Source organism: Streptococcus oralis, assembly GCF_004127215.1.
GTDB classification, from domain to species: Bacteria; Bacillota; Bacilli; order Lactobacillales; family Streptococcaceae; genus Streptococcus; species Streptococcus oralis_BD.
In genome coordinates this window covers 327,509-348,839 of record NZ_QEWJ01000001.1, presented here as the reverse complement: position 1 = coordinate 348,839, position 21,331 = coordinate 327,509, and the positions used below count along the sequence as shown (strand labels likewise).

General features: G+C 41.6%; 21 protein-coding genes, 1 tRNA gene and 2 pseudogenes. 18 read left to right on the top strand and 6 right to left on the bottom strand.

Translation table 11 applies throughout. The annotated features are described in order from the left end of the window. Positions 1–102: 102 nt before the first annotated feature. The gene (gene rsmG / locus DF216_RS01670) at positions 103–816 is read right to left on the bottom strand and encodes a 16S rRNA (guanine(527)-N(7))-methyltransferase RsmG (RefSeq protein WP_129325745.1); all 714 of its coding nucleotides are present in this window, start codon (positions 814–816) and stop codon (positions 103–105) included. 93 nt (positions 817–909) lie between these two features. Between rsmG and DF216_RS01665 the strand changes: the two genes are divergently transcribed. Next, entirely contained in the window at positions 910–1,470 is a 561-nt protein-coding gene (locus tag DF216_RS01665) for a LemA family protein (RefSeq protein ID WP_061453447.1), read from the top strand. A gap of 1 nt (position 1,471) precedes the next feature. Beyond that, positions 1,472–2,371 (top strand): zinc metalloprotease HtpX, encoded by a 900-nt coding sequence (htpX, locus tag DF216_RS01660; protein ID WP_129325744.1) that lies wholly within the window; start codon positions 1,472–1,474, stop codon positions 2,369–2,371. A 43-nt stretch (positions 2,372–2,414) separates the two neighbouring features. Here the strand turns inward: htpX and DF216_RS01655 are convergent, their stop codons facing one another. Both DF216_RS01655 and DF216_RS01650 read right to left on the bottom strand, forming a co-directional pair. Beyond that, positions 2,415–3,974 (bottom strand): ATP-binding cassette domain-containing protein, encoded by a 1,560-nt coding sequence (locus tag DF216_RS01655; protein WP_129325743.1) that lies wholly within the window; start codon positions 3,972–3,974, stop codon positions 2,415–2,417. Positions 3,975–4,318: 344 nt separating this feature from the next. Next, positions 4,319–4,648: a helicase BlpT gene (locus tag DF216_RS01650; RefSeq protein ID WP_129325742.1), complete on the bottom strand. Its 330-nt coding sequence runs from the start codon at positions 4,646–4,648 to the stop codon at positions 4,319–4,321. A gap of 167 nt (positions 4,649–4,815) precedes the next feature. On the opposite strand from DF216_RS01650, the gene DF216_RS01645 reads away from it, so the two are divergent. From DF216_RS01645 to DF216_RS01615, 7 genes are all read left to right on the top strand, one after another. Further along, positions 4,816–5,358: a YceD family protein gene (locus DF216_RS01645; RefSeq protein ID WP_129325741.1), complete on the top strand. Its 543-nt coding sequence runs from the start codon at positions 4,816–4,818 to the stop codon at positions 5,356–5,358. After that, positions 5,359–5,988 (top strand): endonuclease III, encoded by a 630-nt coding sequence (gene nth / locus DF216_RS01640; RefSeq protein ID WP_129325740.1) that lies wholly within the window; start codon positions 5,359–5,361, stop codon positions 5,986–5,988. It begins immediately after the preceding gene. 210 nt (positions 5,989–6,198) lie between these two features. Next, positions 6,199–6,720, top strand: coding sequence for a bifunctional pyr operon transcriptional regulator/uracil phosphoribosyltransferase PyrR (pyrR, locus tag DF216_RS01635; protein WP_000850018.1), 522 nt, complete (start codon positions 6,199–6,201; stop codon positions 6,718–6,720). 18 nt (positions 6,721–6,738) lie between these two features. Then, positions 6,739–7,662 carry an aspartate carbamoyltransferase catalytic subunit gene (locus tag DF216_RS01630; RefSeq protein ID WP_129325739.1) on the top strand — a complete coding sequence of 308 codons (924 nt, stop codon included), beginning with the start codon at positions 6,739–6,741 and terminating at the stop codon, positions 7,660–7,662. A 49-nt stretch (positions 7,663–7,711) separates the two neighbouring features. Continuing rightward, the gene (locus tag DF216_RS01625) at positions 7,712–8,791 is read left to right on the top strand and encodes a carbamoyl phosphate synthase small subunit (protein WP_129325738.1); all 1,080 of its coding nucleotides are present in this window, start codon (positions 7,712–7,714) and stop codon (positions 8,789–8,791) included. Positions 8,792–9,128: 337 nt separating this feature from the next. After that, positions 9,129–12,305, top strand: a complete 3,177-nt coding sequence (gene carB, locus DF216_RS01620) for a carbamoyl-phosphate synthase large subunit (RefSeq protein ID WP_129325737.1) — start codon at positions 9,129–9,131, stop codon at positions 12,303–12,305. A gap of 216 nt (positions 12,306–12,521) precedes the next feature. Then, positions 12,522–13,856, top strand: coding sequence for an Nramp family divalent metal transporter (locus tag DF216_RS01615; RefSeq protein ID WP_129325736.1), 1,335 nt, complete (start codon positions 12,522–12,524; stop codon positions 13,854–13,856). 116 nt (positions 13,857–13,972) lie between these two features. Here the strand turns inward: DF216_RS01615 and DF216_RS01610 are convergent, their stop codons facing one another. The 3 genes from DF216_RS01610 to DF216_RS01600 all read right to left on the bottom strand — a co-directional run bounded on the left by DF216_RS01610 (position 13,973) and on the right by DF216_RS01600 (position 16,226). Beyond that, complete coding sequence (locus DF216_RS01610) at positions 13,973–14,215, bottom strand: type B 50S ribosomal protein L31 (RefSeq protein ID WP_000710762.1); 243 nt, start codon at positions 14,213–14,215, stop codon at positions 13,973–13,975. A gap of 159 nt (positions 14,216–14,374) precedes the next feature. Further along, positions 14,375–15,175, bottom strand: a complete 801-nt coding sequence (locus DF216_RS01605; RefSeq protein ID WP_129325735.1) for a lantibiotic ABC transporter permease — start codon at positions 15,173–15,175, stop codon at positions 14,375–14,377. A 106-nt stretch (positions 15,176–15,281) separates the two neighbouring features. After that, the gene (locus tag DF216_RS01600) at positions 15,282–16,226 is read right to left on the bottom strand and encodes a DHH family phosphoesterase (RefSeq protein WP_129325734.1); all 945 of its coding nucleotides are present in this window, start codon (positions 16,224–16,226) and stop codon (positions 15,282–15,284) included. 103 nt (positions 16,227–16,329) lie between these two features. Between DF216_RS01600 and DF216_RS01595 the strand changes: the two genes are divergently transcribed. From DF216_RS01595 to DF216_RS01555, 9 genes and pseudogenes are all read left to right on the top strand, one after another. After that, complete coding sequence (locus tag DF216_RS01595) at positions 16,330–16,773, top strand: flavodoxin (protein WP_001162125.1); 444 nt, start codon at positions 16,330–16,332, stop codon at positions 16,771–16,773. A 117-nt stretch (positions 16,774–16,890) separates the two neighbouring features. Beyond that, a complete protein-coding gene (locus DF216_RS01590) occupies positions 16,891–17,157 on the top strand; it encodes a chorismate mutase (RefSeq protein ID WP_084972176.1) in 267 nt (88 codons plus the stop codon). After that, positions 17,154–17,528: a fluoride efflux transporter CrcB gene (gene crcB / locus DF216_RS01585; RefSeq protein WP_129325733.1), complete on the top strand. Its 375-nt coding sequence runs from the start codon at positions 17,154–17,156 to the stop codon at positions 17,526–17,528. The genes DF216_RS01590 and crcB (DF216_RS01585) overlap by 4 nt, the downstream gene beginning before the upstream one ends. Then, positions 17,522–17,851, top strand: a complete 330-nt coding sequence (gene crcB, locus DF216_RS01580; protein ID WP_129325732.1) for a fluoride efflux transporter CrcB — start codon at positions 17,522–17,524, stop codon at positions 17,849–17,851. Before crcB (DF216_RS01585) ends, crcB (DF216_RS01580) begins: the two co-directional genes overlap by 7 nt. 118 nt (positions 17,852–17,969) lie before the next feature. Further along, positions 17,970–18,317 (top strand): 50S ribosomal protein L19, encoded by a 348-nt coding sequence (rplS, locus tag DF216_RS01575; RefSeq protein ID WP_001068669.1) that lies wholly within the window; start codon positions 17,970–17,972, stop codon positions 18,315–18,317. A gap of 41 nt (positions 18,318–18,358) precedes the next feature. Further along, positions 18,359–18,430 (top strand) — tRNA-Arg (locus DF216_RS01570). 280 nt (positions 18,431–18,710) lie between these two features. Further along, positions 18,711–18,824 carry a type II toxin-antitoxin system HicA family toxin gene (locus DF216_RS01565; protein ID WP_440862126.1) on the top strand — a complete coding sequence of 38 codons (114 nt, stop codon included), beginning with the start codon at positions 18,711–18,713 and terminating at the stop codon, positions 18,822–18,824. A gap of 88 nt (positions 18,825–18,912) precedes the next feature. Next, positions 18,913–19,277 (top strand): annotated as a pseudogene (locus DF216_RS01560) (type II toxin-antitoxin system HicB family antitoxin). Then, positions 19,231–19,968, top strand: a pseudogene (locus tag DF216_RS01555) (ABC transporter substrate-binding protein); the annotation flags it as partial. The pseudogenes DF216_RS01560 and DF216_RS01555, both read left to right, overlap by 47 nt. Positions 19,969–21,331 lie beyond the last annotated feature (1,363 nt).

Genomic DNA, 21,331 nt, shown 5'->3' with positions numbered 1-21,331 from the left:
CCTAGAAATAAAAGAGCGAGGCAGATTTTGTAAATCATTTTTTCCCGAGCCCAGAAATGCGAGAGCGAGGTTAATTTTATAAACATTTTTTTACTAAAAAATTTAAAGCGGGCGTTTATTGGGCATGCCAGCCTTTCTAGGATACTTGTTTGGGGTCTCTTTTTTCTTTTCTACCACAGTGATGTAACGTGGATCTCCATTTGGTAGGGCGTAGCTGAGGTTGTCTTCTACCTTGCTGAAGAGGAGATTGAGGGCATTCTTAGCTTCTAGCAATTCCTCGGGGGCATTACTGGCCTTGAGTGCCAAGAGTTTTCCGCCAACTTTAAGATAGGGAATGGTCAGTTCAGACAAGACCTGCATACGAGCAACAGCACGGGCAGTTACCACATCAAACTGAGCACGGAAGTTCTTATCTTGGGCAAAGTCTTCTGCACGACCATGGTAGAAGTGAACACCATCCAAATCCAGCTCCTGAGCCAATAGTTGGAGGAAGTTGATGCGCTTATTTAGCGAATCAATGATGGTCACATCTAACTGGGGATAGAGGATTTTCATAGGAAGGCTAGGAAATCCTGCCCCAGCTCCGATATCAAGAAGTTTGATCGTTTCATTTGAAATCAAGCCTTGTAAGATGGGCGCAAGCGAATCATAAAAGTGTTTAAGGTAGACTTCTTCTTTGTCAGTAATAGCGGTCAGGTTCATCTTTTCATTCCACTCGACCAAGAGTTCAAAATACCGTTCAAATTGTTTTTTTTGCTGGTCTGAAAGTGGAAGATTTTGCTCGGCAAGCAAGCTGTAAAATGTTTCTGGTTTCATAGTAGATTCCTTCTTTAGTCTAATCTTATTTTACCACAAATAATAGAAAATTTGATATACTAGTACTAATCTAAAAGTAGAAAGGAATAGAATATGATTTGGATTGTTCTTGGAGTTTTAGCTCTTATCGTCATTTTTGTGATTGTTAGCTATAATGGTTTGGTTAAAAATCGCATGCAAACAAAGGAGGCTTGGAGTCAGATTGATGTTCAATTGAAACGTCGAAATGATCTTTTGCCAAACTTGATTGAAACAGTCAAAGGATATGCTAAGTATGAAGGTTCAACTCTTGAAAAGGTGACTCAACTTCGTAATCAAGTAGCAGCAGCAACTTCTCCTGCAGAGGCTATGAAGGCCAGTGATGCCCTTACTCGCCAAGTCTCAGGTATTTTTGCAGTTGCTGAAAATTATCCTGACTTGAAAGCTAGTACCAACTTTATCAAGTTGCAAGAGGAGTTGACCAATACAGAAAATAAAATTTCTTACTCGCGTCAACTCTATAATAGTGTTGTTAGCAACTATAATCTCAAACTACAAACCTTCCCAAGTAATATTATTGCAGGACTATTTGGATTTAAAGCAGCAGACTTCCTTCAAACTCCAGAAGAGGAAAAGGCGGTTCCTAAAGTCGATTTTAGCGGTTTAGGTGACTAAGATGTTGTTTGATCAAATTGCAAGCAATAAGCGAAGAACCTGGATTTTGTTGCTGGTTTTCTTCCTGCTCTTGGCCTTGGTTGGCTATGCGGCCGGTTATCTCTTTATGCGTTCAGGTCTTGGAGGCATCATCATAGCCCTAATCATCGGTCTTGTCTATGCCTTAACCATGATCTTTCAATCAACAGAGATTGTCATGTCTATGAATGGGGCGCGTGAGGTTGATGAGCAAACGGCACCAGATCTCTACCATGTAGTGGAAGATATGGCCATGGTCGCTCAGATCCCTATGCCACGTGTTTTCATCATTGAGGATTCTTCTTTAAATGCCTTTGCAACAGGTTCCAACCCGCAGAATGCGGCAGTTGCGGCCACTTCGGGTCTTCTAGCGATTATGAATCGTGAGGAGATAGAAGCAGTTATGGGGCATGAAGTCAGTCATATCCGAAACTACGATATCCGCATTTCGACCATTGCTGTTGCCCTTGCTAGTGCTATTACACTGCTATCTAGTATGGCTGGTCGGATGATGTGGTGGGGTGGCGCAGACCGCAGACGGAATGATAATGATCGTGACGGAAATGGACTAGAGATTATCATGCTTGTTATCTCTCTCTTAGCCATTGTTCTGGCACCTCTCGCTGCAACCTTGGTACAACTAGCTATCTCTCGTCAGCGAGAATTTTTAGCGGATGCATCCAGTGTGGAGCTGACTCGCAATCCTCAAGGGATGATCAATGCCTTGCGCAAGTTGGACAATAGCGAGCCAATGCATCACCATGTCGATGATGCCAGCAGCGCTCTGTACATCAATGATCCTAAGAAAGGTGGCGGACTACAAAAACTATTTTACACTCATCCACCTATCTCAGAACGAATCGAACGCTTGAACCAGATGTAAAAAAATCCAGAGCTCGTCTCTGGATTTTTGCTATATTCAAAATTTATAAATCTTGTAAATCAACGACTTCAAAACCATGTTCTGTCAATCGATAGAGGCTCGTACAGACCTCTTTTAAGAAACGTCGATCATGAGAAACAGTGACCAGCCCACCGGGATAAGTGGCAAAGAGTTTTCGGATTTCTGGTTGAGAGGTGGGAGAGAAATTTCGGGTAGGCTCATCCAGAAGGAGAAAGTTTGGCTTGCTCAGTACTAAATCCAACAGAAGTAGTTTGCCTTGTTGCCCACCAGATAAGGAACGGATTTGGTGTTGCATCTCTGGATAACTGAAATTGAGACTGGCTAAGTGGGATTGGATTTTCTGTAGTTCCTCTTTTTGCCCAGTTTGGCTGAGGTAGGCTACTGGAGATAGATCCAATTCCAGTTTTTTGTGGTAATCTTGTGGCATAAAACCAAGCGAAATTTCTCTTTTGGCGCTTAGTAGTTGTTGCAACTTGGCTAATAGAGTCGATTTTCCAACACCATTTGGCCCGATAATACCGATTTTATCTTGGCCACGGACAGTTAGTTGTAACCCCTGAGCTAAAACGCGCTGGCCAATGGATAAATTTTCTTTTTCCAGTTGGACTAAGACTTTAGAAGCCGCTAATGGTTGTATATCTGAGAAGAAGAGTTGGATTTGTTCCTCTTCAAGTGGCTTTTGTGTCATCGACTGAGCTGCTTTTTCAAAGCGTTTTTCTTGAGAGAGAACATTTTTCATCTTTTTAGCTAATAGGCGCCCAGCAACATCGTTTTTAGTGTTACGCAAGGCAGTTTCCACATTTTGTTTAACGCGGCGATGCTTTTCCATGGTTTTATCATAGGTTCTCTGGTCGTTAGCAGCTTGCTGTATTTGTCTGGCAAAACTAGCCTTTCTCTGGTTGTTATAGCGTTCATAATCTAAATGCTCTACTAGTGTTTCCGCTTCTTTCCGGTGTTTGACCAGTCGCAAGTGGACAATAGTATCTGCCGTCTGAGAAAGAAAGTCTTCATCATGGGAAATGAAAATGACAGTTTGCTCAATCTTCTGTATCTGCCTTTTTAGCCAATCAACTGTTTCAAGGTCCAGGTCATTTGAAGGTTCATCTAAAAATAGAACTTCAAAAGGTTTAGATAATTCATGGATGAGCTGAATTTTCAAAGCTTCGCCACCTGATAGACTACCGATTAGTTGTTCACTAGCAAAACGGTCGCTATCAAAATGCAACTCCTCAGCCAAACGATAGAGGAGACTGTAGTCTAAATCAGCGAAATCTAAAAAGAAGTAGTCGTGTAGAGTTCTATTTTTCAGCTCCTCAGCTAACTTTTGAGGAATGTAGGCCAGTGATTGAAAATCAGACTGGATGTCTCCCCTGATAGTGAAATCAGGTAATGCTTCCCCCATCAAAGCCCGTAGCAAGGTCGATTTGCCATTTCCTTCTTCACCAATAATAGCAATCTTTTTCCCGTCTTGGATAGTCATGGTTAGGTCAGATACAAGATCTCGTAGATCTTTGTTTTGAGTGATGGTTAGATGATTGATTTTTATCATATTGTTGCCCTTTCTAGAATGTCCATAGTTCATAACAAAAAGCTCTACTTTACCTAGTAGAGCCCAAAGTCACTGTCAAAAACTCCATTATCCACGTCGAAAATCTCTTCAAACTAGCTTAGACTTACCTAATCCAACCCAAGAGGAGCAGATGGTTAGCTTTCTAGTTTTTTGATTTTCAAAGTGGATAAAGCACCAGATGATCTAGTACAAAAAGAGCATGCAAAAAGAGACAAAAACACGATCTACTAAATAAAGGTTCTTTATTTGATAGATTAGTTGTTCATGTCTCCCTTACCTCCGAGTATTAGTACCTCTATCCTATACCTTTCAGGAAATTTTGTCAATAGAAAACAGGAAATTCTAAACTCTAAAATCTAAAATCCAAAAACAGGTCCATAAAGAGTTAGTACGTGTTTGACGTGCTCGTAATGGAACTTGTCATAGTTGCGCCAAGCGGTGCGTGCTTGATCATTCAGTTTTAGATTACCCAGTCCAATCAGAAGACTGGTACCTTGGTAAAATTTCTCGAGGTCGATTAAGATACTGTTGTCAATCTTTTCCGCTTTTTTAAGTTCCTTGAGAGTGCTGTTTAGCAGTTCTTGTAGACGAAAATCATCGGCTGTACCTTGTTTACAGCTTTGGTAGCTTTTATTTAACTCGGAAAGGAGTTGGTAAGCTTCAGTGATGAGTACTTTGTCTTCCATATGAACATCCTCCTTGCTCTAATGTATTCTTGCCTATAGTATAGCACTAAACAGAAAATATGTCATAGTAAATATGTTAAAAATGAGATTTTAATATCAAAGTTTGGAAGGCTGACTTGTAGCCTTTTCATGGTATAATCAAGTGAGTAAATCTTTATGGAGGAAATATGAAGTTAAACATTCAAGAAATTCGTAAGCAGTCTGAAGGCCTACACTTTGAACAAACTTTAGACCTGGCAGCAGACTTACGTACCCGTAATCAAGAAATTTTAGATGTCAAAGATATCCTAGCAGTGGGAAAGGTCCAGTACGAAGACCGTATGTATTTCCTAGATTATCAGTTATCTTATACCATCGTTCTTGCTTCCAGCCGCAGTATGGAGCCAGTTGAGTTGGCAGAGTCTTATCCAGTCACAGAGGTTTTCATGGAGGGAGCGACCAACCAACTAGATCAGGAAGTTTTAGATGATGACTTGGTCCTGCCTATCGAAAATGGGGAAATCGACCTTGCTGAGAGCGTAGCAGATAATATCTTGCTCAATATCCCAATCAAGGTCTTGACGGCAGAAGAAGAGGCGGGACAAGGTTTTGTGTCTGGAAATGACTGGCAAATCATGACTGAGGAAGAATACCAAGCCCAACAAGCAGTCAAGAAAGAAGAAAACAGTCCATTTGCAGGCTTGCAAGGACTATTTAATGGAGACGAGTAGATGGTTTTATCCAAGAAACGTGCTCGTCATGTCATAGAGGAAATCATTGCCCTTTTCCCAGATGCGAAACCAAGTCTAGATTTTCGCAATCATTTTGAACTCTTGGTTGCAGTGATGCTGTCAGCCCAGACGACAGATGCCGCAGTCAATAAGGCCACACCAGGTCTCTTTGCAGCCTTTCCAACGCCTCAAGCTATGTCCGTCGCGACAGAAAGTGAAATTGCTTCACACATTTCCCGTTTAGGACTTTATCGCAATAAAGCTAAATTTCTTAAAAAATGTGCCCAGCAGTTACTAGACGATTTTAATGGTCAAGTACCTCAGACTCGAGAGGAATTAGAAAGCCTAGCAGGTGTTGGACGCAAAACAGCCAACGTAGTCATGAGTGTGGGCTTTGGAATTCCAGCCTTTGCAGTTGATACTCATGTTGAGCGTATCTGCAAGCATCATGATATTGTTAAAAAATCGGCCACGCCCCTCGAAGTAGAAAAACGTGTCATGGATGTTCTGCCCCCAGAAGAGTGGTTAGCAGCCCACCAGGCCATGATTTACTTTGGACGAGCTATCTGCCATCCCAAAAATCCAGAATGTGACCACTATCCCCAATTATATGATTTTAGTAATGTTTAAGAGGACTCTGAAAAAGTTTTTGCTTGATTTTAAGGGTGCTTTGTGCTATAGTAAATGATAACTAAATAGTCCTTTAAACCTGTCCCGTGAGGCAGGCAAGGAGCGCGATAAAGTAGAAGGGTGAAGTCTATACTGTATACAGTGGGGCTCGCTTGGCTATACATTTCAAGTCTCCTTGTAGAAGGAGACTTTTCTTTTTGGAGGTTTGTCATGAAGACAAAAGAAGTTGTAGACGAATTGACTGTCAAACGAGCGATTACGCGAATTACTTATGAGATTATCGAGCGCAATAAAGATTTGAATAAAATTATCTTAGCTGGGATAAAAACGCGTGGTGTTTTCATCGCTCATCGTATCAAAGAACGCTTGGAGCAGTTGGAAAACATCACTGTTCCTGTTGTGGAATTAGACACCAAACCTTTCCGTGATGATGTTAAAAGCGGAGAAGATACTTCTTTGATTTCTGTTGATGTGACAGACCGTGAAGTTATCTTGGTGGATGATGTACTCTATACAGGTCGTACCATCCGTGCTGCGATCGATAATATTGTCGGACATGGTCGTCCTGCGCGCGTGAGTTTAGCAGTTCTAGTCGATCGTGGACATAGAGAATTGCCTATCCGTCCAGATTACGTTGGGAAAAATATCCCAACCAGTCGTTCTGAAGAAATCATCGTAGAGATGACAGAACTTGATGGCCAAGACAGAGTTCTGATTACTGAAGAAGCTTAGAAAGCTGAAGGAGTAGCTATGTCAGAAAATCAACAAGCATTGAACCATGTGGTGTCCATGGAAGACCTCACTGTCGATCAAGTGATGAAATTGATTAAGCGAGGAATTGAGTTTAAAAATGGAGCCCAGCTTCCTTATGAAGACCATCCGATTGTTTCAAATCTTTTCTTTGAGGATTCTACACGGACACATAAGTCATTTGAAGTGGCAGAGATTAAGCTAGGGCTGGAGCGACTTGACTTTGATGTGAAGACCAGTTCGGTCAATAAGGGTGAGACATTGTATGATACCATCTTGACCCTATCTGCTCTAGGAGTGGATGTCTGTGTGATTCGCCACCCAGATGTCGACTATTACAGAGAGTTGATTGCGAGTCCGACGATTACGACTTCCATCATCAATGGTGGAGACGGCTCGGGTCAACATCCTAGTCAGAGCTTGCTTGATTTGATGACTATTTATGAGGAATTTGGCCACTTTGAGGGTCTCAAGGTTGCTATTGCAGGCGACTTGGACCACTCACGCGTTGCCAAATCCAATATGCAGATTTTGAAACGCTTGGGAGCTGAACTGTTCTTTGCAGGACCTGAGGAATGGAGAAGTCAAGAGTTTGCGGACTATGGACAGTTTGTAACTATTGATGAGATTGTTGATCAGGTGGATGTTTTGATGTTACTCCGAGTTCAACATGAACGCCACGAAAGTGGAACAATCTTTTCAAAAGAAGACTACCATGCCCAACATGGCTTGAACCAAGAACGTTATGATCGTTTGAAAGAAACAGCAATCATTATGCATCCAGCTCCTGTCAATCGAGATGTGGAAATTGCTGACCACTTGGTTGAAGCTTCAAAATCACGGATTGTCCAACAAATGACCAATGGTGTCTTTGTTCGAATGGCAATCTTAGAATCCGTACTGGCGAGTAGAAACGCCAACTAAAACACAAGACGTTAAAAGACGCCAGTGAGCGTCCACGAGAGGTGAAAATATGACAAAAAGACTTCTAGTATTAGAAGATGGCACAGTTTTTGAAGGCAAGGCCTTTGGAGCAGATCTTGATGTAACAGGCGAAATCGTCTTTAACACAGGGATGACCGGTTACCAAGAGTCCATTACAGACCAGTCTTATAATGGACAAATCTTGACCTTTACTTATCCTTTGGTGGGAAATTATGGAATTAATCGTGATGATTACGAATCCATTATTCCAACTTGTAAGGGAGTCGTTGTTTTCGAAGAAGCACGTAGAGCTAGTAACTGGCGGAACCAAATGACTTTGGATGAATTTTTGAAAGCCAAGAAAATTCCAGGGATTTCAGGAATTGATACCCGTGCACTTACTAAAATCATCCGTAAGCATGGTACTATGCGTGCAACCTTGACTCATGTTGGGGACAGTATGGACCATGTGACGGACCAGCTCCAAGCAACAGTCTTGCCAACAGACAATATCAAACAGGTTTCTACTAAAACTTCATATCCAGCTCCTGGGGTTGGCTTGAGCGTGGTGCTAGTGGACTTTGGTCTCAAGCACTCAATCTTACGCGAACTTTCTAAGCGTAACTGTAACGTGACGGTTGTTCCTTATTCAACAACGGCAGAAGAAATTCTCCACCTCAACCCTGATGGAGTTATGTTGTCAAATGGTCCAGGTAACCCCGAAGATGTTCCAGAAGCACTGGACATGATTCGTGGTGTGCAAGGGAAAATTCCAATCTTTGGTATTTGTATGGGACATCAACTCTTTGCCATGGCCAATGGAGCTAAGACCTACAAAATGAAATTTGGTCACCGTGGATTTAACCACGCGGTACGTGAAATTGCTACAGGACGAGTAGATTTTACCAGCCAGAACCACGGTTATGCGGTTAGCCGTGAGGATTTGCCAGAGCATTTGATCATTACCCACGAAGAAATCAATGACAAGTCAGTTGAAGGTGTGCGCCACAGATACCAACCAGGTTTTTCTGTACAATTCCACCCAGACGCAGCTCCTGGTCCACACGATGCCAGCTATCTCTTTGACGAGTTTATCGAGATGATGGAAGCTTTTAAACAATCAAACTAAGGACGAGTAAAAGCTCGTCGGAGAATTTATTTAATGGCAACCTGAGAGTTGCCGAATAGAAAGGCAGGTCGTTTCTTTTAGTCGCTATCAGGCGAACTAAAAACTCCCTGCACTAGATTTTTTATCGAAAAATATCGTTTCTCTAAAAAATCGTCGGAGAATTTATTTAATGTCGCCCTGTGAGGCGACGAATAGAAAGGAGAAGGGTGGTCCGTATTTGCTGAATTGAATACGGGCTACGGACGGTGCTAAAAAGACAGTTATTCCTAGAACTGACAGTTCTTCGTCATAACTCCTATTTTAGCTTTGTCCGCTTGACACCCTTAATATCTTATAAATGCCTAAACGTACTGATATTCAAAAAATTATGGTGATTGGTTCTGGTCCGATTATTATTGGTCAGGCTGCTGAGTTTGACTATGCTGGGACCCAGGCTTGCTTGTCTTTGAAAGAGGAAGGTTATGAGGTTGTCTTGGTTAACTCAAACCCTGCAACCATCATGACGGACAAGGAGATTGCTGACAAGGTTTATATTGAGCCGATTACACTTGAGTTTGTAACGCGTATTCTCCGTAAGGAACGTCCGGATGCTTTGCTTCCAACTCTTGGAGGTCAGACAGGGCTCAATATGGCCATGGAATTGTCTAAAAATGGTATCCTAGATGAGCTTGGAGTAGAACTTCTCGGTACTAAATTGTCTGCCATCGACCAAGCAGAGGACCGTGATCTCTTTAAACAATTGATGGAAGAGCTTGAGCAGCCAATTCCAGAATCTGAAATTGTCAACACAGTGGAAGAAGCTGTTGCCTTTGCGGCATCAATCGGCTACCCTGTTATCGTTCGTCCAGCCTTCACTCTTGGTGGAACCGGTGGTGGTATGTGTGCCAACGAGGAAGAACTGCGTGAAATCGCTGAAAATGGGTTGAAACTGTCACCTGTTACCCAGTGTTTGATTGAGCGTTCCATTGCCGGTTTCAAGGAAATTGAGTACGAGGTCATGCGCGACTCAGCTGACAATGCCCTCGTTGTTTGTAACATGGAAAACTTTGACCCAGTTGGGATTCATACAGGGGATTCTATCGTATTTGCTCCTGCGCAAACCATGTCAGACTATGAAAATCAAATGCTCCGTGACGCGAGCTTGAGCATTATCCGCGCTCTCAAGATTGAAGGTGGATGTAACGTTCAGCTGGCCCTTGATCCGCATAGCTTCAAGTACTATGTTATCGAAGTAAACCCTCGTGTATCGCGTTCGTCAGCGCTTGCTTCTAAGGCAACTGGTTATCCGATTGCCAAATTGGCTGCCAAGATTGCAGTTGGTTTAACCCTTGATGAGGTCATCAACCCAGTTACAGGTTCAACCTATGCTATGTTTGAACCAGCCCTTGACTACGTCGTTGCTAAGATTCCACGTTTCCCATTTGACAAGTTTGAAAAAGGTGAGCGTCGTCTTGGAACTCAGATGAAGGCAACTGGAGAAGTTATGGCTATTGGACGCAACATCGAAGAGTCACTTCTTAAAGCTTGTCGTTCACTTGAAATTGGGGTTCACCACAATGAAATGCCTGAACTAGCATCTATTTCGGATGATGCCTTGATTGAAAAGGTTGTGAAAGCCCAAGATGACCGTCTCTTCTATGTATCAGAGGCTATTCGCCGTGGTTACACTCCAGAAGAAATTGCTGAATTGACCAAGATTGATATCTTCTATCTGGATAAACTCTTGCACATCTTTGAAATTGAGCAAGAATTAGGTGCCCATCCACAAGATCTAGAAGTCTTGAAAACAGCTAAACTCAATGGATTTTCAGACCGTAAGATTGCTGAACTCTGGGAAACGACAGCTGAGCAAGTTCGCCACCTTCGCTTGGAAAACAAGATTGTTCCAGTCTATAAGATGGTCGATACCTGTGCGGCAGAGTTCGACTCTGAAACTCCATATTTCTATTCAACCTATGGATGGGAAAATGAGTCTATCAAGTCTGACAAGGAATCCGTTCTAGTTCTCGGTTCTGGTCCAATCCGTATTGGGCAAGGAGTTGAGTTTGACTACGCAACTGTTCACTCAGTTAAGGCTATTCAGGCTGCTGGTTATGAAGCTATTATCATGAATTCAAACCCAGAGACCGTTTCTACAGACTTCTCGGTATCTGACAAGCTCTACTTTGAACCATTGACATTCGAAGATGTCATGAATGTCATTGACTTGGAGCAACCAAAAGGCGTTATCGTTCAGTTTGGTGGCCAAACAGCCATCAACCTTGCGGAGCCTTTGGCAAAAGCAGGTGTGACCATCCTTGGTACGCAAGTCGCTGACCTAGACCGCGCGGAAGACCGTGACCTCTTCGAGCAAGCCCTTAAAGACTTGAATATTCCACAGCCACCAGGACAGACAGCAACCAATGAAGAAGAAGCAGTGCTTGCAGCACGCAAGATTGGTTTCCCAGTCCTTGTTCGCCCATCTTATGTCTTGGGTGGACGTGCCATGGAAATTGTTGAAAACGAAGAGGACCTCCGTTCTTACATGCGTACGGCTGTTAAGGCTAGTCCAGACCATCCAGTTCTTGTTGACTCTTACATCGTTGGGCAAGAGTGTGAAGTTGATGCCATTTCAGATGGACAAAATGTCCTTATCCCAGGTATCATGGAGCATATCGAACGTGCCGGTGTCCACTCAGGTGACTCAATGGCCGTTTACCCGCCACAAACTTTGTCGCAAAAGGTTCAGGAAACCATTGCAGACTACACAAAACGTCTTGCAATCGGTCTTAACTGTCTTGGTATGATGAACATTCAGTTTGTCATCAAGGATGAGAAAGTCTATGTTATTGAGGTTAACCCACGTGCCAGCCGTACGGTTCCTTTCCTTTCTAAAGTGACCAATATTCCGATGGCTCAGGTAGCAACCAAGCTCATTCTTGGGCAAAGTTTATCAGAACTTGGCTACCAAGATGGACTTTATCCTGAAAGCACTCGCGTTCATATCAAGGCACCTGTCTTCTCTTTTACCAAACTAGCTAAGGTAGACAGCTTGCTCGGTCCTGAGATGAAGTCAACAGGTGAAGTTATGGGTTCTGATACGACTCTCGAAAAAGCTCTCTATAAAGCCTTTGAAGCTTCTTATCTCCATTTGCCAACCTTTGGAAATGTAGTCTTTACCATCGCAGATGATGCCAAAGAAGAAGCCTTGAACTTGGCTCGACGTTTCCAAAATATCGGTTACGGTATCCTTGCGACAGAAGGAACTGCAGCCTTCTTTGCCAGTCATGGACTGCATGCCCAACCTGTTGGTAAGATTGGTGACGATGAGAAGGACATTCCAAGCTTTGTCCGCAAAGGAAAAATCCAAGCGATTATCAATACTGTCGGAACAAAACGAACTGCTGACGAAGATGGAGAGCAAATCCGCCGTTCAGCCATTGAACACGGGGTGCCCCTCTTCACAGCCCTAGATACAGCTAATGCCATGCTCAAAGTGCTGGAAAGCCGTAGTTTTGTCACAGAAGCAATCTAGTTGAGAAAAAAATTTCACAGTTAAAAAGTCAGCGTAGAAAACGCTGGCTTTTACAATACTGATCTTGCTTATTTCAACTATCATTCTTTCCTTAAGAATCATTCCAAAATGTGATATAATAAGGAAAGATTGGAAATAGGCAAACTATTTTCATTGTATTTTCAAAAATTCCATTAAGGAAATTGGTAAAGACAGATTAGAAAGTGGGAAATCCCTATGTCCTCTTATGAAAAAGTCTCTCTTTCTGAGATCAATCAATCTATTGAAACTCCAAATAACAACCATTTTTGGCAAAATCTAAAAGCATTTTTAGGACCTGGTGCACTTGTGGCAGTTGGCTACATGGATCCAGGAAACTGGATCACCAGTGTGGTTGGTGGCGCCTCCTACAAGTACAGCCTTTTATTTGTTATTTTAATTTCATCCATCATTGCCATGCAGCTACAACAGATGGCTGGAAAGCTCGGTATCGTAACTAAGATGGACCTAGCACAGGCAACAGCTCATCATGCTCCCAAGTGGCTTCGCTATAGTCTGTGGGTGATTTTAGAATTAGCTTTAATGGCAACAGACTTAGCCGAGGTTCTAGGTTCAGCGATTGCTTTAAATCTTTTATTTAAGATACCGATTATGGTCGCTATCCTCTTAACCGTTTTAGATGTATTTTTGTTACTTTTATTGATGAAATTTGGCTTTAAAAAAATCGAAGCCATTGTTACGACTCTTATTTTAACCATATTAGCCATCTTTACCTATCTGGTGGCCTTATCCAGTCCAAGTATTCAGGGTATTTTTGGTGGTTATTTACCGACTCCAACATTATTTGAGACACCATTGCCGGGTCATGAAAGCCAATTGACCTTGGCTCTAGGGATTGTAGGAGCGACAGTCATGCCCCATAATCTCTATCTCCATTCTTCTCTATCCCAAACAAGGAAAATCAACCACAAAGATAAGAAGGACGTTCGAAAAGCTGTTCGTTTTATGACCTGGGATTCAAATCTTCAGTTGTCCCTAGCTTTTATTGTCAATTCCTTACTTCTTATTTTAGGGGCCTCCCTCTTTTTTGGTCATGCGTCCGAAATTTCAGCTTTCTCCCAAATGTACAATGCTTTACAGGATTCGAAAATAGCAGGAGCAATAGCCAGCTCAACTCTGTCAACTTTATTTGCTCTAGCCCTCCTAGCAAGTGGCCAGAATTCGACCATTACAGGTACCTTAACTGGACAGATCGTTATGGAAGGTTTCTTGCATCTGAAATTGCCTCAGTGGATTATCCGTATCGGTACACGTATTTTTGCCTTGCTACCTGTGATTATTGTCGCCGTTTTGTTTGGGCATCAAGAAAAAATCTTGGATCAGTTATTGGTCTATTCACAGGTCTTTCTTTCGATCGCTCTTCCGTTTTCAATCTTCCCCTTGATTTATCTGACCTCTAAGAAGTCACTGATGGGAGAATTTACCAATGCCAAGTGGAACACAATCCTAGGTTACGCAGTTTCAATCATCTTGACCATTCTTAACATCAAACTTCTTTTTGATATTTTTTAATCTCATTTGAAATCAATCATAGTATCAGCGTGGAGGTTGACAAAGAGAAAGTAGTAGTGGTTGATTCATGAAAAGAAGTAAAAAAAAAGAACAGTTGAAACTGTTCTTTTTTATCATTATTTGAGACCGTATTTTTTGTTGAAACGATCCACACGTCCATCTGCTTGAGTGAACTTTTGACGTCCAGTGTAGAATGGGTGTGAGTCTGATGAAATTTCCACACGGATCAATGGGTAAGTTTCGCCTTCAAACTCAACAGTTTCGTTAGAGCGTTTAGTTGAACCGCTAAGGAATTTGTAACCAGTAGTTGTGTCCATGAAGACAACTGGGCGATATTCTGGATGGATATCTTTTTTCATTTTGCAATATTTCCTTTCTGCCATGGTCTCTTTGCGAGCCATAGATTGTTACCATACTAGTCTATCAGATTCTGAAAAGTTTGGCAAGTATTTTCCCTGATTTTATTAAAAATATTGATAAAAATCACCCCAGTTTTTACTGAGGTGATATTAGAAGAATTATTGGTCCACTTGACTTGGATCTTTTTGTTCTTCTTTCTCTTCATTTTTAGTTTCAGTTGTTTCTTCTTCGGCTGTTTCTTTTACTGTTTCACTTTCTTCAACAGTCTTATTTTCAGTATTTTCTTCTTCAGCTAGTTCAGTTTCAACTGGTTCTTCTTTAACAGGTTCTTTGTTTTCTGTTTCAGCTTCGACATGAGCTGGTTCTGTAGTTTCTTCTTTTTGCTCAGTTTCCTCTTGTGTGGTCTCTGTTTTTTCAGCTGTAGTTTCTTCTTTTTTATGTTCTTGAGTTTCTTTTTTGATTTCCTCAACTGCAGTTTTTACGGTAGTACTCGTTACACGTCCGACTGTTTGAGCAAAATCTTTTCCAGATTCAGCTAATTCAGTAAATGACTCTTTTGTAATTTTACCACCTGACATTGCCAAGAGACCAGTTACAACTAGTGCAATACTAGCAAGAAGAGCCAGAATCAAACCAAAGCCGATTGAAATGCCATATCCACCAAAGTTAGACATGTACTTATTTACATTAAAAAGATTAATTAGTGTGACGAGAGTTGCAATTGCACCCGAAACAATGACACCAATTGAGAACCCTTTAGACATTGCTTTATTCATATTATTCAAGCACGCAAGAACAATAGATACAATAGCTGCGATAATGACAAGCCACCCATCTCCTTGGTAACCATTCATACTATAGGACCCAAAAGCACCCGCATTTATACTAGCCCATGGCAAGAGAGAACCAAGGATTGCTACTCCAGCAGAAATGAGGATAAACAAACGATTTTTTTCCATTACTAAGTCTCCTTTTTTCAGTTTGACTTATTATACCATAAACTGAGGTACAAAGAAACCGTATATTTTAAGAATAGTGCATATAAAAGGCCAAGAAAATTCTTTCTTAGCCTTGGTGAATCTGCAGAGCATCTTTAAGCTCTTTGTATATTTGTTCATTTTCTTCTAGACTATAGGAATTGGCGCCACTGGCTAATGGATGTCCGCCCCCATCGTGGCGTTTGGCAATCTCATTGATAGGGGTGATTTTACTGCGCATACGAACGCGGAAGTGGCCATCAGCTTGCTCAACAAAGATAGCCCAAGCCTTAACAGTATCAATTCGACCAGGTGCACCGACAATCGCTGCGGTTTCAGCATCTGTAACCTTATATCTTTTCAAGATTTCTTGAGTAAGTAGAACGCGTGCGGCTCCGTTCTCATCAACTTCTAAGTGATCATAGACATAGCCTTGAAGTTTTGCAATCTTGAAGCTCATGGTATCCATTTGACGAGACAATCCAGCAAAGTCAAAATCAACTTCTCGGAGCTGGGCAGCTATTCTAAAGGTACGAGCACTAGTTGACGGGTAGAGAAAACGCCCAGTGTCCCCGACAATTCCTGCATAGAGAAGTCGTGCCGCTTCACTAGACAAAGCCAGCTGATTTTTTTGAGCAAATAGAGTAATCATCTCACTGGCACTGCTTGAACTTGTATCCACCCAAGATAGGTCACCATAAACATCATCATTTGGATGGTGATCGATTTTGATGGTAAAATCAGCTTGTTCATAGCGTTTATCATCGATACGCGGACGATTCGCTGTATCACAAATAATAGCAAGAGCACCTTGGTAGTCACTATCTTGGACAGTATCCATTTCTGCCATCCAAGTCAAAGTCGGTTCATTATAACCAACAGCTTTGATGGTCTTTTCTGGAAAATGGTGATTGAGCAAGGCTTTCAAGCCTACCTGACTTCCCAAGGCATCAGGGTCTGGTTTCATATGCCGATGAATGATGATGGTATCGTATTCTTTGATTTTCTCTAAAATTTGCTGGCAAATTTCCATAAATAACCTCAATTCTTTCTCATTTCATTGTAGCACAAGAATTTTTATTTTTAAAATGAAAAAGATATGATATAATGGAGAAAGATAAATTGAGGAGGACGATATGGCATTAGCAAAAATTGTATTTGCCAGTATGACCGGTAATACCGAAGAAATTGCAGATATTGTAGCAGATAAATTGCGTGATTTGGGCTTGGATGTCGATGTGGATGAATGTACGACTGTTGACGCTTCAGACTTCTTGGAGGCGGACATCGCAATCGTTGCGACTTATACTTACGGTGATGGAGAATTGCCAGATGAGATGATGGACTTCTACGAAGACCTAGCTGATCTCAACTTGAATGGCAAAATCTACGGAGTGGTCGGTTCAGGTGACACCTTCTACGACGAATTCTGTAAGGCTGTCGATGACTTTGATCGCGTTTTTGTAGCGACAGGAGCAGAAAAAGGTTCAGAGTGTGTTAAAGTAGACCTTTCTGCCGAAGAAGAAGACATAGAACGTTTGGAACAATTCGCAGAAGAATTAGCTGCAAAAGTAGGATAAGAATCAAACTGCGCTGACTGGAAGAAGTTAGTGCGTTTTTTTATTAGTCATTTTGGGATTTCACTAGCCTATTTGGTGGCTTTTTGATACAATAATTCAAATAAAGGAGGAGACACTATGGATTTAAATAGTATTCGGCAAGAAATTGATCAAATAGACGACCAAATCGTCAAGCTCCTAGAAGAACGGATGCACTTAGTTGAAGGGGTTGTCGCTTATAAGAAAGCATCTGGTAAGCCAATCTTAGATACTAAGAGAGAAGAAGTTATTTTTGAAAAAGTCAGAAGTCGTGTAGAAGATAGGCGCTATCAGGAGACTATTGTCGCAACTTTTTCGGACATACTCAAACGTTCGCGTGAATATCAGGATCAAAACATCAAATGAAAAAAGAACAATTCTATCCGCTAGGGATTTTTTTAGCTGCTATGTTGGGTGGACTTGTCCGCTATTTTCTATCTATTCAGTTGCCAACTAGTCCTGACTTTCCATGGGGAACCCTCCTTGTCAACTATCTGGGGATTTTCTGCTTGATCTATCTTGTAAAAGGCTATCTGGTCTATAAGGGAAGCAGTAAAGGCTTGGTTTTGGCGCTTGGTACAGGCTTTTGCGGTGGTTTAACAACCTTTTCTAGCCTGCTCTTGGATGCTGTGAAATTGCTTGATACCGGGCGTTATCTTAGTTTAGTCATGTATTTGCTTTTGAGTATCGGTGGAGGCTTGCTCTTGGCTTATTTTCTAGGGAGGAAGAAATGGTAATCATCTATCTTGCAATCGCCTGTGGCTTTGGAGCCCTAGTGCGCTATTTCTTTTCCCGATACAATCAATCCTCGAAATTGCCCCTAGGAACTCTCATAGCCAATCTTCTCGGTTGTTTTTTGATTGGCTTATTCTACAACCATGTGGAGTCCAAGGAAGTCTACGCTATCCTAGCGACAGGTTTCTGTGGTGGGTTGACGACCTTTTCAACCTTGAATGATGAGCTGCAAAGACTACTTAGTGACAAGAAGGTATTTTATAGCTATTTACTCTTAACCTACATAGGTGGTTTTCTAGCGATTTTTTTAGGAATTCTGCTATAAATTTCTTTACTTTTAGGTGGAAATTTGGTAAACTGTATCTTGTGTGTAATGGACGCACAAAAATACAGTTTATCCGCTGAGGAAGGTTCCTCAAGATTGACAAAGATAGGAGAATAAAATGAATCCATTAATCCAAAGCTTGACTGAAGGTCAACTTCGTACAGATATCCCATCATTCCGTCCTGGTGACACTGTTCGTGTACACGCGAAAGTTGTCGAAGGTAACCGTGAACGTATCCAGATTTTTGAAGGTGTTGTTATCGCACGTAAAGGTGCTGGCATCTCAGAAAACTACACAGTTCGTAAAATCTCTAACGGTGTAGGTGTTGAGCGTATCTTCCCAATCCACACTCCACGTGTTGAAAAGATCGAAGTTGTTCGTTACGGTAAAGTACGTCGTGCGAAATTGTACTACTTGCGTGCACTTCAAGGTAAGGCAGCTCGTATCAAAGAAATCCGTCGTTAATTCGACTAAAAACTCTGCTCACCCAGCAGGGTTTTTCTCTAGCTCCCTTAGTTCAATGGATATAACAACTCCCTCCTAAGGAGTAGTTGCAGGTTCGATTCCTGCAGGGGGCATTTTTAGAAATGTAAAGAAGTATAAAGAATATTCAAAGTGTTTGTTTATGGGCAATCATCACAATTTAGTTTTTAATATAGGATAGTATTTTTGGAATCTTTGACCAAAGTGTGACCAAAAGTCAATGAATATAGAATAAATTGGATCAGGAAACTGGTCTATTTTATTTTGTATTTATTGAGAAAAGTGGTTTGTTTTAATTCGACAAATATACGCATAATGCGTATAATAGCAAATGTAAGGAGGTAATAGCGATATGTGCCACTTACAGATAAAGAAATGGTGAAACTAGTTCTTGAGAATGGATGGGTTGAAATTCGTCAAAGGGGAAGTCGTCATCATTTTAAGAAAGAGGTTTTTTTATCTTGTCACGATTTCAGTTCATGGAAATGAAGATTTTGGGAAGGGATTAGAAAGATTCTCAAAGATTTAGTATTGTAAGTCTTACATTCCTAAGTCTTTTTACATCAGAGGTAGTAGAATATTAAAAACGTATCCAGCTATTTTTCATAAAGAAGGAACAGGATATTGGGTAGAATTCCCAGAATTTGGCGGTGGTACAGAAGGAAAAAATATCGATGAAGCGATGAAAAATGCTCGTGAAATACTTGAAAATGTTTTAGCTTCTTATATCGATGAAGGGATGGTGCTGCCTACTCCAAGTGATATTTTAAAGATTGAGGTTTCAGATGGTTTTGTATCAATGATTCAAATCGATCCTGCGCCTTTTGTGAGAAGTAACAAGGCATTAGGAAAAATGTGACTGTTCCTGAGTGGCTAGTCCGTCTTGCTGATCGAGAAAGGAATCGAAAATATCGGACCAGAATTCCTCAACCAGTCATTTGATCCAAATAACCAGTACTCTATTCCATACTTCTGGGGGACTTTAGAAATTGTCTACAACGAAACCATGGTAGAGGAGGCTCCTGAACATTGGGATGATCTCTGGAAGCCAGAATATAAGGATTCTATCATGCTCTTTGATGGGGCACGTGAGGTGCTGGGGCTCGGGCTTAACTCGCTCGGTTACAGCCTCAACTCAAAGGATCCACAGCAGTTGGAAGAGACAGTAGATAAGCTTATTAAGCTTACTCCAAATATCAAGGCCATTGTGGCGGACGAGATGAAGGGTTACATGATCCAGAACAACGCTGCTATCGGGGTGACCTTCTCTGGGGAAGCCAGCCAGATGTTGGAGAAAAATCCTAACCTCAAATATGTTGTTCCGACTGAGGCCAGCAATCTCTGGTTTGATAACATGGTCATTCCAAAAACTGTGAAAAACCAAGATGCAGCCTACGCATTTATCAACTTTATGTTGAAACCCGACAATGCTCTGAAAAATGCGGAGTATGTCGGCTATGCAACACCAAATAACACAGCCAAGGAACTGCTCCCAGAGGAGACCAAGGAAGACAAGTCCTTCTATCCAGACGCTGATACCATGAAACACCTAGAAGTTTATGAGAAATTTGATCATAAATGGACAGGAAAATACAGCGACCTCTTCCTACAGTTTAAAATGTATAGGAAGTAGGAGTTATCCATCATGAAACGAATCAGTCAGGCTGGTTCGTTTTTTGTATTAAAAAAAATTTATATTTGGGCTTGACAAAAGTAATTTTAATGATAAAATAGTATCCTTTATACATTTAGGAGGAATAAAAAAGATATGTGATTTATTTGGTATTCAGAAATGAAAACTCTTACAAAATATGGTATACTAATAGTAGTTTCCAAGAGCTTATATCTAGTGCTTGTTATAGGTTTACATACAAGATATGGGGTATAGATACCTATCTACCTCGAGAGGGGCCGGAAACTAAAAATAACCTCGTTTCTAAAGAACTATTTTTAATTAGTATAGATACCTATCTACCTCGAGAGGGGCCGGAAACGCTAACCAAATCTCTCGTAGATTCATCCGATCAGTGTATAGCTCCCTATCAACCTCGAGAGGGGCCGGAAACTAGGACAGTTCCTGTTCTATTTTGGAAAAAATTTCAGTATAGATATCTATCTACCTCGCAAGGGGCCGGAAACTTCTTGTCTTTGAGTCCTGTTGATTGCATGAGTACAATAGTATAGCTACCTATCAACCTCGCGAGGGGCCGGAAACTCAAATACATGACATACAATTCCTGTATGCCCATAAGTTGCGTATAGCTCCCTATCAACCTCGAGAGGGGACGGAAACTATTTTTCGAAACTTTTTTTACTTTTTGAATTGTGCTTGAGTATAGCTACCTATCTACCTCGAGAGGGGCCGGAAACGCGCTGTCGGTTCGTGTAGCGTGAGAACTGCTATAGTATAGATACCTATCTACCTCGAGAGGGGCCGGAAACCTTCAATGAATTTTCTATTTTCACGAATAATTCGAGTATAGATACCTATCTACCTCGAGAGGGGCCGGAAACCGGTCTGAGATTTCTTTGTTCATTGGGATCCAGTCGTATAGCTACCAATCTACCTCGAGAGGGGCCGGAAACGGGCTTCCAATTATGTTTATAGACTGCTATTGTATAGCTACCTATCTACCTCGGGAGGGGTCGGAAACGTGCAAGTGCGATAGTTGAAAGTGCTAGTGTAGCTAATGTATAGCTACCTATCCACCTCGCGAGGGGCCGGAAACAAGAATTCTGCGCTTTTTGTAAATGCTACTGCCGTATATCCACCTATCTCCCTCGAGAGGGGCCGGAAACAGGTAGCGCTCAAAGTTCTTGTTCAATCGGTCATTCGTATAGCCCTCTATCTACCTCGCGAGGGGCCGGAAACCTTTTGATTTCAGAAATCTTTGATTCGATTTTTTTCGTATATCTCCCTATCTACCTCGCGAGGGGCCGGAAACATAACTTCAGGTGTGCTGAGCGGAGCTTGATTACGTATAGATACCTATCTA